12 protein-coding genes are annotated in these 13914 nt (G+C 45.3%); 10 read left to right on the plus strand and 2 right to left on the minus strand.

The window, feature by feature from the left end:
* The first annotated feature begins 2 nt into the window (after window positions 1-2).
* The 5 genes from sufD (at window position 3) to MLD56_RS08245 (ending at window position 5009) form a co-directional block, all read left to right on the plus strand.
* On the plus strand, window positions 3-1307 hold the full coding sequence (sufD, locus tag MLD56_RS08225) for a Fe-S cluster assembly protein SufD (protein WP_025719242.1): 1305 nt from the start codon (window positions 3-5) through the stop codon (window positions 1305-1307).
* Window positions 1304-2527 (plus strand): cysteine desulfurase, encoded by a 1224-nt coding sequence (locus tag MLD56_RS08230; RefSeq protein WP_029516586.1) that lies wholly within the window; start codon window positions 1304-1306, stop codon window positions 2525-2527. The genes sufD and MLD56_RS08230 overlap by 4 nt, the downstream gene beginning before the upstream one ends.
* Window positions 2517-2939 (plus strand): Fe-S cluster assembly sulfur transfer protein SufU, encoded by a 423-nt coding sequence (gene sufU, locus MLD56_RS08235; protein ID WP_013309555.1) that lies wholly within the window; start codon window positions 2517-2519, stop codon window positions 2937-2939. Before MLD56_RS08230 ends, sufU begins: the two co-directional genes overlap by 11 nt.
* A 30-nt stretch (window positions 2940-2969) precedes the next feature.
* The gene (gene sufB / locus MLD56_RS08240) at window positions 2970-4367 is read left to right on the plus strand and encodes a Fe-S cluster assembly protein SufB (protein WP_013309556.1); all 1398 of its coding nucleotides are present in this window, start codon (window positions 2970-2972) and stop codon (window positions 4365-4367) included.
* Between the two features lie 279 nt (window positions 4368-4646).
* Window positions 4647-5009, plus strand: a complete 363-nt coding sequence (locus MLD56_RS08245) for a YmaF family protein (protein ID WP_029516587.1) — start codon at window positions 4647-4649, stop codon at window positions 5007-5009.
* A 293-nt stretch (window positions 5010-5302) separates the two neighbouring features.
* Here the strand turns inward: MLD56_RS08245 and MLD56_RS08250 are convergent, their stop codons facing one another.
* A complete protein-coding gene (locus MLD56_RS08250; protein WP_029516588.1) occupies window positions 5303-6142 on the minus strand; it encodes a manganese catalase in 840 nt (279 codons plus the stop codon).
* A 197-nt stretch (window positions 6143-6339) separates the two neighbouring features.
* Between MLD56_RS08250 and MLD56_RS08255 the strand changes: the two genes are divergently transcribed.
* Window positions 6340-7194 (plus strand): manganese catalase family protein, encoded by an 855-nt coding sequence (locus MLD56_RS08255; RefSeq protein ID WP_029516589.1) that lies wholly within the window; start codon window positions 6340-6342, stop codon window positions 7192-7194.
* A 169-nt stretch (window positions 7195-7363) separates the two neighbouring features.
* On the opposite strand, the gene MLD56_RS08260 is transcribed toward MLD56_RS08255, so the two are convergent.
* Window positions 7364-8428, minus strand: a complete 1065-nt coding sequence (locus MLD56_RS08260) for an HD-GYP domain-containing protein (protein WP_029516590.1) — start codon at window positions 8426-8428, stop codon at window positions 7364-7366.
* Between the two features lie 317 nt (window positions 8429-8745).
* On the opposite strand from MLD56_RS08260, the gene MLD56_RS08265 reads away from it, so the two are divergent.
* From MLD56_RS08265 to MLD56_RS08280, 4 genes are all read left to right on the plus strand, one after another.
* The gene (locus MLD56_RS08265) at window positions 8746-10200 is read left to right on the plus strand and encodes a bifunctional metallophosphatase/5'-nucleotidase (protein WP_029516591.1); all 1455 of its coding nucleotides are present in this window, start codon (window positions 8746-8748) and stop codon (window positions 10198-10200) included.
* Window positions 10154-11314 carry an HD-GYP domain-containing protein gene (locus MLD56_RS08270; protein WP_039269868.1) on the plus strand — a complete coding sequence of 387 codons (1161 nt, stop codon included), beginning with the start codon at window positions 10154-10156 and terminating at the stop codon, window positions 11312-11314. Before MLD56_RS08265 ends, MLD56_RS08270 begins: the two co-directional genes overlap by 47 nt.
* A gap of 97 nt (window positions 11315-11411) precedes the next feature.
* Window positions 11412-12542 carry a radical SAM/CxCxxxxC motif protein YfkAB gene (gene yfkAB / locus MLD56_RS08275; protein WP_029516593.1) on the plus strand — a complete coding sequence of 377 codons (1131 nt, stop codon included), beginning with the start codon at window positions 11412-11414 and terminating at the stop codon, window positions 12540-12542.
* Between the two features lie 16 nt (window positions 12543-12558).
* Complete coding sequence (locus tag MLD56_RS08280) at window positions 12559-13908, plus strand: hemolysin family protein (RefSeq protein ID WP_029516594.1); 1350 nt, start codon at window positions 12559-12561, stop codon at window positions 13906-13908.
* Window positions 13909-13914 lie beyond the last annotated feature (6 nt).

Consider the following 13914-nt stretch of genomic DNA (forward strand, 5'->3'; position numbering starts at 1 on the left):
TAATGACAACACAAACAATCCTTCCGGTAGATTCCGAGCAACTGCGTGTTCTGTCCGAACGTAACGGCGAACCATCTTGGCTGGCTGAAGACAGACAAAAAGCACTTGAGCTTGCAGGCAAACTGGAGCTTCCGGTATTTGAAAAAACAAAAATCGAACGTTGGAAATTAAACGATTACGGTCAACATAAACAGAGCGAGGTCATTGCATCGGTAGGGCAGGTTCCTGCAGCCATTGCTGATCTTGTCAAAGAGCAACAGGAGGGCGGTCTGATTATTCAGCGCAACTCCGGCGCGGTATACGTGAAGCTGAGCGAGGAATTGGCGGCGCAAGGCGTCATTTTCACGGATTTGCAAACAGCCGTTAAAGAGCATGCTGATTTGGTTAAAGCTCATCTGAACACAGTGATTAAGGCAGAAGAGAATTCATTATCTGCATTGCACGCAGCACTCTGGAACGGTGGAGTATTTGCTTATGTGCCTAAAAATGTAGAACTGAACGTTCCGCTTCAAGCTGTATTCCTGACAGACGATGCGACTGCAACGTTTGCGCCGCATGTGCTGCTTATTGTCGAAAGTCATAGTTCCGTGACGTACGTAGACAACTATGTATCTGCGGATTTGGCGGCACCTGTTCTTCATAACGGTGCGGTAGAAGTTGTTGCAAATGCAGGGGCTAAAGTTCGCTATGCGACAGTCCATCAGTTTGGAGAGCAAGTAACGGATATTTCAATTCGTCGTGCCACGTTGGGAAATGACGCAGCTATCGAATGGATTGTGGGCGAAATGAACAACGGCAATACAGCAAGCAATACCATGTCCGTGCTCAAAGGCAATGGCTCCAATTCGGATGCCAAGATCATTGCTGTAGGTTCCGGCTCACAAAAGCTGAACTATACGACACAAGCACAGCATTTCGGCAAAAATTCCGCTAGTCAGATGATTACGCGCGCAGTGATGCGTGAAGAAGCGTCTTCCATCATTAACGGAATTACAAAAATTGAAAAAGGTGCTACCAAAGCAGATGGTCAGCAAACAGAACGTGTTCTGATGCTCAGCCCGAAAGCGCGTGGTGACGCTAACCCAATCCTGCTGATTGATGAAGATGATGTAACAGCAGGTCACGCAGCATCGGTTGGTCAGGTTAACCGTGAACAAGTGTATTACTTGATGTCCCGCGGGATTAGCCGTGCAGAAGCTGAGCGTCTGATTATTTATGGCTTCTTGGCACCTGTCGTATCTGAGATTCCGCTCGAAGGACTTCAACATCAGCTGCAAAGCCTTGTTGAAAGGAAGTTAGGCCAATGAATACTGCATTGATCCGTGAACAATTCCCGATTTTACATCAGGAGATTAACGGTCATCCGCTGGTTTATTTGGATAATGCGGCTACTTCGCAAAAACCGCTGGCGGTCATCGAGGCGATCAAGCACTACTACGAATATGATAACTCAAATGTTCACCGTGGTGTGCATACCTTGGGTAGCCGGGCGACGGATGCTTATGAAGGTGCGCGGGAGAAGGTAGCTCGCTTTCTGAATGCCAAGCGCAGTCAGGAAATTATTTTTACACGCGGAACAACAACGGCGCTGAATCTGGTGGCTTCTTCTTATGGTAGAGCTAACTGTAAGGAGGGTGATGAAATTGTCATCACACAAATGGAGCATCACAGTAATCTGATTCCGTGGCAACAGGTAGCCAAAGCCACAGGCGCAACTTTAAAATATATTCCACTTCAAGAGGATGGTAGCGTTGATCTTGCTGATGTGGAGAATACTATTACAGAAAACACCAAAATTGTAGCGATTGCGCATGTCTCCAATGTGCTTGGTGTTGTGAACCCTGTCAAAGAGATTGCAGCTATTGCGCATCGCAAAGGCGCAGTTATCGTTATAGACGGTGCACAAAGCACACCACATATGAAAGTAGACGTGCAAGACATCGATGCTGACTTTTATGCCTTTTCGGGTCACAAAATGTGTGCGCCTACTGGGATCGGGGCACTGTACGGCAAGAAGGCGCTGCTGGAAAATATGGAGCCCATTGAGTTCGGCGGGGAAATGATCGACGATGTGGGATTGTATGAATCCACATGGAAGGAGCTGCCTTGGAAATTCGAAGGTGGAACTCCGATTATCGCTGGAGCTGTTGGTTTGGGAGCTGCTATTGATTTTCTGGAAAGCATCGGAATGGACGCCATTGCACAGCATGAGAGCCGTTTGTCCAACTATGCCCTCAAACGTCTCCGTGAAGTGGAGGGGTTGACGATATACGGACCGGCAGAACGTCATGTTGGGCTCGTAACATTCAACCTGGATGATGTGCATCCGCATGATGTAGCTACTGTACTGGATAGCAAAGGGGTGGCTGTACGTGCGGGACATCATTGCTGCCAGCCATTGATGCGCTGGCTGAAAGCCAGTGCAACTGCACGTGCCAGCTTTTATCTCTATAACACGGAAGAAGAAGTCGACGCTCTGGTCAGCGCCTTAATCCAAACAAAGGAGTATTTTGGCGATGCAACTTGATGACTTGTACCGACGCGTGATTATGGATCATTATAAAAATCCGCGCAATCGCGGACGTTTTGAGGATGATGCCGTTACGGTGGATTTGAATAATCCTACGTGTGGTGACCGGATTTCCCTTCAACTCAAAACGAAAGACGGCGTGGTCGAAGATGCCCGTTTTACTGGTGAAGGCTGCTCGATTAGTATGTCCTCAGCTTCGATGATGACAGAAGCGGTCAAAGGAAAAACGATTGATCAGGCATTGGATATGGCAAGCCGCTTCTCTTCTTTAATGAAGGGGGAAGCCGTCGAATTTGATGATTATGAAGAATTGGAAGCTTTGTCAGGCGTAAATAAGTTCCCGGCCCGCATCAAATGTGCGACACTGGCTTGGAACGCGCTGCGCAAAGGGATTGATGAAGATAAATAATTTAAATAGAACAGAGGAGGTTTGAGAAACATGGCCAAGAAAGCACCGGAAATGGAAGAGTATAAATACGGCTTTCGTGACGAGCACAAGTCCATTTTCCAAACAGGTAAGGGTCTCACTCCGGAAATCGTAAAGGAAATCTCCAAAATTAAGGATGAGCCAGAATGGATGCTGGAGTTCCGTCTGAAGGCACTAAAGCAGTTTGAAAAAATGCCAATGCCAAACTGGGGCGGAGATATGGATGAACTGGATTTCAACGATATCCAGTACTATGTAAGACCTTCCGAGAAACAAGGGAAGACGTGGGAAGAGGTTCCTACGGAAATTAAAGAAACCTTTGATAAACTGGGTATTCCCGAGGCGGAGCAAAAGTTTTTGGCTGGTGTATCCGCACAGTATGAATCCGAGGTTGTCTACCACAGTATGCAAAAGGAACTGGAAGATCAGGGCGTTATTTTCATGGATACCGATACGGCGTTGCGTGAGCATCCTGAGATTCTGAAAGAGTATTTTGCAACAGTTGTACCTCCTGCGGACAATAAGTTTGCAGCACTGAACAGTGCGGTATGGTCAGGCGGGAGCTTCATCTATGTACCAAAAGGTGTGAAATGTGAAGTTCCATTGCAGGCTTACTTCCGTATCAACTCGGAAAACATGGGTCAATTTGAGCGTACGCTCATAATTGCTGACGAAGACAGCTTTGTGCACTATGTAGAAGGCTGTACGGCTCCGATTTACAGCACGAACTCGCTGCATAGTGCCGTAGTCGAAATTATTTGTAAGAAGAACGCACGCGTTCGTTATACAACGATCCAGAACTGGGCACCAAACATCTATAACCTGGTAACCAAACGTGCGGTTGCAGAAGAAAATGCAACGATGGAATGGGTCGATGGTAACATCGGTTCCAAGTTGACGATGAAGTATCCAGCCGTTGTATTGAAGGGCCGTGGAGCGAAAGGGATGGTCTTGTCCATCGCTGTTGCAGGCAAAGGCCAGCATCAGGATGCAGGTGCGAAAATGATCCACTTAGCACCAGACACCACGTCCACCATTGTATCCAAGTCGATCAGTAAGCACGGCGGTAAAGTAACGTATCGCGGATTAGCTTCATTCGGTCGTCAGGCTCAAGGTGCAAAATCCAATATCAAGTGTGATACGTTGATTTTGGATAATCAATCAACCTCAGATACTATTCCTTATAATGAAATCATGAATGATGACATCACGCTTGAGCACGAAGCAACGGTTTCCAAGGTATCGGAAGATCAGCTGTTCTATCTGATGAGCCGTGGTTTGACTGAAGCAGAGGCAACGCAAATGATCGTTATGGGCTTTATTGAGCCATTCACAAAAGAACTGCCGATGGAATATGCGGTAGAGATGAATCGTTTGATCAAGTTCGAGATGGAAGGCAGTATTGGTTAAAATCCATTAACCCTTGGTGTCACGAGTTTTTGAAGTAATCTTAAGCTTGTTAAATCCGAGTCATGCCGATTTTATGCCGACTCGGATTTCCTGCTAGTATAGGAGACGAACTTTTTAAGTTCGTCTTCTTTTGTTTTTTCTGTGATACCTAAGTCCATAAGCCTTCTTTCTACTACAAAAAAAATTATGCTTAGGACTGCAGATAGTTGCCTAGCACTTATGTATGTTTGCTTAATAGGATGTTGTGAGTGACATAAACATAAGGAGGCATGCCAACAGATGCAGAAGAATAAAGCTGGAGTGAAGAAGAAAACCCTCTCTTCTAAGCAGACACAGAGACATGTACATGAATTTGAAGGTAGCACCAAACTGGCCGAAGAAGGTGCAGACCGACATAACCACCGCTTTGCAGGTGTTACTGGGCAAGCGATTCGAGTTGGAAGAAGTCATGTCCATGAAATTGATCTTACCAAAACTGATTTCGTGAACCATTTTCATAATCTGAGAAGGATTAGAACAGGGCCCGCTATTCCAGTCGGAAATGGTAAGCATGTACATTTTGTTACGGGCCAAACTACATTAAATGATGGTCATGTACACCAGTTTAATTTTGCAACATTGATTCAGGCACCTCTTATTTAATGAACGGTGGTTTGACCGAAGCTGAGGTAACACAAATGATTGTTATAGACATCTGCTCATACAGAATGAGAGCATCGTCTTTGAAATCAAAAAGCTCTGCTAACCATAATTGGTCGGCAGGGCTTTTAGACTTACATAATTCTGTACTTCATGATTTATGATCGGCTATGATTTTATGCCTTATGATAAGCCGCCTTATTCGAATATTAAGTATATATTTTTTGTAACATTTTTATGGTCAGTGTCACCAATAAGCAATTCTTTAATGTTGGGACAGCTCGTCTGCCACTTGTTTATTTATCTGAAGTTTTATGGTCTAAGTCATGATGTAACTCGGTTGCTGGTATTTTGGCATTATAGATTTGTCCTTTGGCAACTGGTTTTGAGATGTATACATAGCTCCCGGTTCCATCCGGCGCACTCCCTGTTGCCCACAAACCTTCACTAGATTCTTCGCCCTCAGACAAATTCCAAAACTCATAAGCTTCAGGCTGAGACTCTTGTTCTGCCTCAGGGGGAAAAGAAGCCGGAACCACAACACCGTTTTTCTCTTCTAATTCTTGGATTGCCGCCATCCACTGATACTGGTGATAGCGGTCACGCGCTAGCATTTTCCGTAGTGTAGCTCTGACGCTTTCATCTTGTGTCATATGATATAGCCTTGCTACCTGCAATCGACCCTGACTCTCTGCGTGCAAATTGGATCGCATATCTGCCAAAAGGTTGCCACTTGCGACGATATAAGAGCCGTTCCATGGAACTCCATTTGAATTAGTAGGCAATCCGCCTAGACCGCTGACCAGCAAGTGCTGTGGGTTAATTCCCCCCATTATGGCAGCTGTAACAGGGTCTTTTGCAGCTTGTTCTTGATCTTCTGGTTTAGCTCCATCAAGTAGTTGACTAATTAAAGCACACAGCATCTCCACATGCCCTACTTCTTCAGTTCCAATATCCATCAGCATATCTTTATATTTTTCATCACCGCGACAGTTAAACCCTTGAAATAAATATTGCATCATCACGGTCATTTCTCCAAATTGCCCTCCCAAAACTTCTTGTACCTGCCGGGCAAAAAGAGGATCAGGACGCTCTACTTTCACTTCAAACTGCAACTCTTTTTGATGTCTAAACATATATACTCCTCCTATAGCTAAAGCAACTTAGTGAATTCTAACTGTATTTAACCTTTTCAAGATGTAATAAAACGAGGAGCAGCATCACAACAATCTGATACGGGTCTTTATTCTGTTTGTTTGGTTTGTATATAAATTTTTAAAGAGGGAAGCCTATGTTTCACTTTAAAATGAAGAGTCTAAGGAGGGTATTTGAATTGTATTTTTATAAAGAAGATTTAATTAACTTAATAGTACCCGATAAGCCCGATCCAGCTGCTGCTAAAGTGATTCAAGAAGTGTTAGGTGGTCGATTCGGAGAAATGCGTACTATGATGCAGTTTTTCTTTCAAAGTAATAATTTTCGTGGTAATGCTGTGCAGTACAGGGATTTGATACGAGGAGTTTTTCTAGAGGAGCTTAGTCATGTTGAACTGGTCCAACATACTATAAATCAACTTCTGACTGGCTCAGGCGCAGACCAAGCCGGCGATGCGGGAATGGATCATGCTCCTTTAGATGAGGCGATAAAACACGCAAATCCTCATCATTTTATTATGGGAGCCCAAAGTTCCTTACCTGTTGATGCAAGTGGGAATCCTTGGCTAGGTAGTTATGTTTATTCCCACGGGAATCTGGTTAGTGATTTGCTTGATAATCTCGTACTCGAATCTACAGGGGTTCTGCAAAAATCCCGAATTTACGAAATGAGCTCGAACAAAACATTCCGGGAAACGTTGGCTTTTTTGATTGTGAGGGATAATGCTCATCAAAACGCGTTTGCCAAAGCGTTAGAGACACTTGGAGTTGATTGGGGAAAATTGTTCCCGGTTCCAAATTACGATATTAACAAGTATCCAGAATGCCGGAAGTATGTTGAGATGGGCTTTCACAATGCGCAGTTTAATTTTCGATTGGATTCTACCCGTATTGGGGAAATATTCAATGGGCAAACTCCAAGCAGAAACGGTGGGGATTTGAGTGTAATAGATCCTCCTGAGGGTTTTCCTCTTCCGTATATGCCCGAATTGCCTAATGAACATAGTCCAGGGCTACACGATCTTACCACTTAGAATTAAACCATAAATAAAGATAGTAACAAGGTTAATATCCGTAACTTAAAAAGAGGCTGTCCTTCGTAGAAGAACCTACGAATCAAGGACAGTCTCTTTTTATTCGCGTAGTCTGTGCTTCGGCAAAACATTTCGTGCCACCGAAGTAACGCCGGGAGGTAGTAGCGGATCAGGATTCCAAATAAATTTCATCAATGGATACATGGCGTTCCCTAGACAAATCTACATATTCATCATCGTTAATTCTTACTAAGGGTCTGAAGTAATCAGCAGGATTGTTCAGAATGATCGTTCCTGTCTGACCTGTAGTCAACAGAACCTGCTTATTAATGAAATTAGGAAGCATGTGTCTGATGAACACTTGGGTAGCTTCTGGGTTTAGATGTCCAAAACTCATGCTGTGCAGCTCGCGTAATACGGTGAGTAGCTCCTGCTTCGTCTGATACACACGATTGGAAATCATCGCGCTATACACGTCGGCAATAGCTGTTATGCTGGCAAAAGGATGAATTTCTTCCTTGAACAGACCATGGGGATATCCACTTCCATCTTCACGCTCATGATGCTGTAAGGCGACAATTGCAGAAATCTCATCGCTGGTTGAATTGCGAATAATATCATAGCCATATAGCGAATGTTTCTTCATTTCATGAAATTCTTCAGGTGTCAGTTTATCCGGTTTGTTCAAAATTTCATCGGGTATCATGGACTTGCCTATATCATGTAAATATCCAGCTTTACCGGCGGCATATGCTTCTTCTTCCGTATACCCAAGCCATGTGGCAATGTAATATGACAGTACGCCTACTTGGAGAGAATGATTATAGGTATAGTGATCTCCCCGTTCCATAATTAACAGCAGAGATACGACATCTTTTTGACGAGCTAGCTCTGAAACGAGAGGGCCGAACAGCTCATCAACTCGATATTCATCAAATTTGCCAGTTGAGGAAGCTTCGAGAAACATACTTTCAAAGCCACTGATCGTCTGCTCCATGAGAGGAACGGCACGTTTGAGGGACTCGGGGGAAGCTGGAACATCGGGGGCAAAGTCAACCGGAATGCTCGCAGAACCGGCATCAATGTCGATATAATCGACACCGTGCATAATGAGCTTGGAAATATCGTCATGCTGTAGCTCGGTGCCCTGAACCATGACAGGCACACCGTGCCCATTGTATGTATCGGATTTGAGGCGATCTCCTGGCTTGGCATCGGTAACGTGTACTCTCATGCGCTAACCTCCTTATTGTCGTAAATTTGTCGAAAATACGAAACAAACTTAATATATCAAGAATTATATGGGATGACAACGACTAATTTACTATTATTCCAAGCTGTAAAATAGGTCCCAGGAACCCAATTCCTATCAGATACCTACAGTAGATAACGTCAATACTTTTCACTATGTTTGTAATATGAGATTGCCCAGAGACTACAGCGAAGCTTAAGGACTATGTCTACCCATATGTACCATATTGCTAAATAACATGATATGCTTAAACATTAGAAGCTCCAAAGTCGATATATAAAATATAGAGGAGGGCGGTTATGGAGATGACGACTCGGCAAACGTTGACCATTTTGCATACCAATGATATTCATAGTCATTTTGGCAGTATGCCTTCGATAGCCGCGATGATTAATGAACGAAGAGCTGCATTAGGGGATGCGCTACTTGTGCTTGACATAGGAGACCACATGGACCGGATGGCCCCCGAAACGGAAGGAACGCTAGGTGGGGCAAATGTGGATGTGATGAATCTAACAGGATATGATGCCATTACGATCGGTAATAATGAGGGACTGACTTTTACCCCGGATATGATTGAACAGGCATATGCGGGCATTCATTGTCCGGTCATATGTGGCAATATGACTGAGTGTGCCACAGGGATGAGTCCTGCGTGGATGAAGGAATCCCTTATTGTAGACAAAGCAGGAATCAAGGTCGGTTTACTTGGTGTGACGGCTCCTTTTGTAGAGTATTATCAATTGCTGGGCTGGGATGTGCTCAATCCGTTTGATGTGCTGGGGAAGCAGATCGCGGCACTGAGAAAGCAGGTTGATGTTTTGGTCGTGATGTCGCACCTGGGCCTACCTTCCGATAAAAAGTTAGCGTCGCAATTTCCTGAGATTGACGTTATCCTTGGAGGTCACACCCATCATGTGCTGGAGGAACCGCTTTGGATCGGGAAAACAGCTTTATGTGGGGCGGGTAAGTTCGGAACGCTGCTGGGTGAAGTGACGCTAAGTCGTAACAATAGCCTCGAACCGTTTCGAGTCACGTCAGGCGGTGTAGTTCCTGTGGATCTGACAATACTGGACGAAAAAGTGGCATCGGCCATTGTGGTGCATCGCAGACAAGCAGAGCGCGCCATGGAGAGCACGATTGCTGTGACGGATCGGAAACTGGAGATCGCATATGATCAGGAATCCCCTTTCGGGAATATGCTGGCACAATCAGTGTCCCATTTTACAGGAACAGAAATTGCCCTCGTCAATGCGGGACAACTGCTCGGCCCATTACCTCAAGGGGATATCAGTAAAGGAATCCTGCATTCCTTATGCCCTTCACCGATTAATGCCTGTGTTATGAAGTTGCGGGGGAGCGATATTCGGTTGGCGCTGGAGCAGTCCTTGCTGCCTGAATTTGCGGACAAGCCTATGACGGGCTTTGGCTTCAGAGGCAAAGTGCTTGGTACGATGTGTGTGGAAGGCTTGGCTATTCAGTATGACCCTGGCCGTGCTCCTTATGAAAAAGTAACGGACATTCGTGTAGCAGGTCAACCTTTGGAAGAGCATGAGGAATACACAGTGGGCACGTTGGATATGTTCACTTTCAAAGCAGGTTATGAGGTGCTTGCGAACGGAACAGATCTCCGATTTATGCTTCCAGAATTTTTACGGGATTTGATTGAAATGGAGTTGAAGCGTCCGGGCGCGATGGAAGAATGTTTTGCAGCTAGGTGGCTTCAGGTATCAAAACAATCGGGAGAGGATTAAGCTGCGACTGGTACCTGTTACATTATTGAGAGCCGGCATGAAGCTGGGCAAAAAAATATACAATGAAAATGGAATGGTGCTGCTCTCGGAAGGTGTTGAGCTTACTTCGCGATTGATTGAACGTCTAGGCCAAGTCGGTATTGGATATGTATACATTGAGGATGCTGTGACAGAAGATATCGTCATTCCTGAGATGATCCATGAACAGACAAGGGCGGCGGCGCTACAGGAAATCAAAAAGCAATTTCAAGGGTTGTCATCCTACTCCGTAGATCATAAGCACAAATATTTTGGCAAGTCATTTTATAAGGTGATGGAATCTATTCTGGACGATATTGGAGGCCGGCAGGACGCCGTCATTATGTTGATGGATATTGGGGCCGCAGATCAGGATTTGTATCATCATTCTTTGAACGTATGTCTATATTCACTTGTACTGGGAATTTCCAACGGCTACGATAACAATCAGCTGATGGAGTTGGGAATAGGTTCACTACTGCACGATATCGGTAAAATGAAAATTTCACCTCAAGTACTCTATAAGCCGGGTAAATTGACCGAAGAGGAATATGAGCATATGAAAACACACACGGTGATCGGCTACAAGCTGCTTAAAGACGAACCTGGAATTCCCTTGTTGTCGGCTCATTGTGCATTACAGCATCATGAGCGTATTGACGGCAGCGGATACCCACACGGTTGGAAAAAGGACCAGATCCACGAATATGCGAAATGGATCGGCCTGGCAGACTCGTACGACGCAATGACAGCAAGTCGGATATATAAGCAGGCTTTGTTGCCTTATGAGGCGATGGAAGTGCTGTACGCCGGGGCAGGAACGTTATATGAGCAGCGAATGCTAGAAGCCTTTCGTGACTGTGTGGCTATTTACCCCTTGGGACTCTCTGTGGTGCTCAACACGGGGGAAGAGGGGGTCGTGGTGCGTATACATTCCAAAATCCCGCAAAGACCCGTCATTCGCATTGTAAGGGACCGGGATGGGCAGGAAGTGAAAGCACCTTATGATGTGGATTTGTCCATATCCCTCTCGGTTATGATTACAAATACATTGGGTGCTACTGTGGCCCCTTTCGGAGGAGTACACGTAGATTAGCAGATGATGTGGAAGAAAGCATGCAGACACTTTACACATCATGATATGATAATTATACGTCTTTTGAGGTTAATAACAGAAATAAGGTGAAAACATAATGACAGTTCTACAAAATAACACGCTACCCCAAATATCGCCAACCTATGATCCGTGGGACCCGATTGTCTCATTGCGTACACATGGTCGTCATTTGCTTACGAGTGTGGAAATGACCGTAACGCATCTGTGTAATATGCGCTGTGAGCATTGCGCTGTTGGCGACATGCTGGTTATGAAGGAGGCCCCTTTCCTTCCGTTAGACCTAATGCTGAAGCGTCTGGATGAAGTCGAGCATCTGGAGACCATCAGTATTACAGGCGGGGAACCTGCTTTGCTCGATAAAACAGTGGATGAAGTGATCGTTCCACTGTTGAAATACGCCAAAGAGCGCGGTATTCGCTCGCAAATCAACTCCAATCTGACGTTAGATATTCGCAGATATGAGAAGATGCTTCCTTATCTAGATGTGATGCATATTTCGTTTAACTATTTGAATGCGGACGATTTTTATGAAGTGGGTTTTGCAAATACAGGCCGGCCGACCCCACGTGCGGGTGCTGTTCGCCTGTATGAAAAAATGATCGAGAATGCCTGCAGATTAAGTGAAATGGGAATGTTCATTTCAGCTGAATCCATGATTAATTATCGGACACACACGAAGCTGGAGGGCATTCATCAGTTGATCAAAGAAATGGGATGCCGACGGCATGAGGTTCATCCAATGTATGCGTCAAATTTTGCCTCTGCTTTGCCTGTGCTTTCACTCGACGACATGCGGAACTCTATCCATAAGCTGCTGGATGTACGTAATCAGGACATGTGGATGTTGTTTGGCACATTACCGTTCTTTGCTTGTTCGGACCGGGAAGAAGATCGCAAACTGCTTCGCCGCTTGTGTCAGGAACCGAATATTACGGTGCGTAATGATCCAGACGGAAGAAACCGTGTGAATGTGAATATGTTCACGGGTAGCGTGTATGTGACGGATTTTGCAGACATTCCGGCTTTCGGCAACATTCAGGAAGACAGTCTGGACGATATTTTTGGTGAATGGCTGAATGAGCATCCGTTGAATCAGACTGTGAACTGTCATTGTGATGCCGCTGCCTGTTGTGGACCGAACCTGCTCGTAGCGGATATGTACTACAAAGGAATAGACTTTAAATCAAGAAAAGCATTACAACTATAGAAATGGGGAGTTCGTATTGGATGGTCATACCGAGTTTCATTGGGGATTGCTAGCTGTGAATCTCCTCTTGGTACTGCTGCTTGTCTTTCTAAATGGTGTATTTGTGGCCGCAGAATTTTCGTTGGTCAAAATGCGCCAATCCCGATTGACGCAGCTCCAAAGCGAGGGTCATCGCCTGGCAGGCTATGCGCTGAAGGTGAACCAAAGGTTGGATGCTTATCTGTCCGCCACCCAATTGGGCATTACGCTGGCTTCATTGGGTTTGGGTTGGATTGGAGAGCCAGCAATATCCGGCTACCTGATAGAGCCACTCATGCACAAACTCGGTGTAACTGACGGCACCCTGATTACAACGATATCCGTTGTCGTCGGATTTTGCGTAATTACCTTTTTGCATATTGTATTGGGGGAATTGGCTCCCAAGTCTTTAGCGATTCAGAAGACTGAAGGTGTGGCGTTGTTTTTATCGGCGCCTTTGCTGCTTTTTTATAAGGTCTTTCTACCTGTGATCTGGGTATTGAATGCTGCGGCAAACTTGCTGTTGCGTGCATTCGGGATTCAGCCGGCGAGTGAAGCCGAAGCGGCTCATTCGGAGGAAGAGATTCGTATATTGATGAATCAGAGCGCCAAAAGCGGTGTGATTGATAAGGACGAAATTAAGCTGATGGATAATATTTTTGATTTTTCCGACTTGCTTGCACGTGAAATCATGCTGCCGCGTACAGATATGGATTGTTTGTATACGAATTTGTCGTTTAAGGAAAATCTCAAGATTATCAGCGAGACCAAGCATTCCCGCTACCCGGTAGCGGTTGAGGATAAAGACCAGATTATCGGTTTTGTCCATATCACGGATCTTCTGCTAGCTGAGCAGGGGGAACAACTGGATCTGGCTTCGGTGGTACGTCCTATTTTGAATGTGCCGGAGTCTATGGAAGTGAGTCACGTGCTACGCCTTATGCAGAAAAAACATTCCCAAATGACTCTCGTGGTAGATGAATACGGCGGAACGGCCGGGCTGCTGACAGCGGAGGAAATTTTGGAGGAAATCGTCGGGGATCTCTATGATGAGTTTGAGGATGAACGCCCAAGCGTGGAAATCAAGGAGAACTTCATCTCTGTGGACGGTCGTATGCTCATTGAGGATGTCAATGATTTGACTGGAGTAAACATTGAAGACGACGAGGTGGATTCCATCGGAGGATGGCTGTTCAAGGAATTGGAAGGCATTCCGGTGAAAGGGAAGAAAATTGAGTTTTATAACCTTACCTTCGAGGTGGAGGAAGCAACAAGGCTTCGCATAATGAGAGTGAAGATTCACCGCAAGCCTGAGCCTGTGATTGAAGATGAGCTTTCTACCGATTGAGTCCTG

The organism is Paenibacillus peoriae (genome assembly GCF_022531965.1).
Classification (GTDB): domain Bacteria; phylum Bacillota; class Bacilli; order Paenibacillales; family Paenibacillaceae; genus Paenibacillus; species Paenibacillus polymyxa_D.

Bases quoted from the DNA above. Each gene is read 5' to 3' on its own strand.
- sufD (WP_025719242.1), top strand. From the start codon at position 3: ATGACAACACAAACAATCCTTCCGGTAGATTCCGAGCAACTGCGTGTT.
- MLD56_RS08230 (WP_029516586.1), top strand. From the start codon at position 1,304: ATGAATACTGCATTGATCCGTGAACAATTCCCGATTTTACATCAGGAG.
- sufU (WP_013309555.1), top strand. From the start codon at position 2,517: ATGCAACTTGATGACTTGTACCGACGCGTGATTATGGATCATTATAAA.
- sufB (WP_013309556.1), top strand. From the start codon at position 2,970: ATGGCCAAGAAAGCACCGGAAATGGAAGAGTATAAATACGGCTTTCGT.
- MLD56_RS08245 (WP_029516587.1), top strand. From the start codon at position 4,647: ATGCAGAAGAATAAAGCTGGAGTGAAGAAGAAAACCCTCTCTTCTAAG.
- MLD56_RS08250 (WP_029516588.1), bottom strand. From the start codon at position 6,142: ATGTTTAGACATCAAAAAGAGTTGCAGTTTGAAGTGAAAGTAGAGCGT.
- MLD56_RS08260 (WP_029516590.1), bottom strand. From the start codon at position 8,428: ATGAGAGTACACGTTACCGATGCCAAGCCAGGAGATCGCCTCAAATCC.
- MLD56_RS08265 (WP_029516591.1), top strand. From the start codon at position 8,746: ATGGAGATGACGACTCGGCAAACGTTGACCATTTTGCATACCAATGAT.
- yfkAB (WP_029516593.1), top strand. From the start codon at position 11,412: ATGACAGTTCTACAAAATAACACGCTACCCCAAATATCGCCAACCTAT.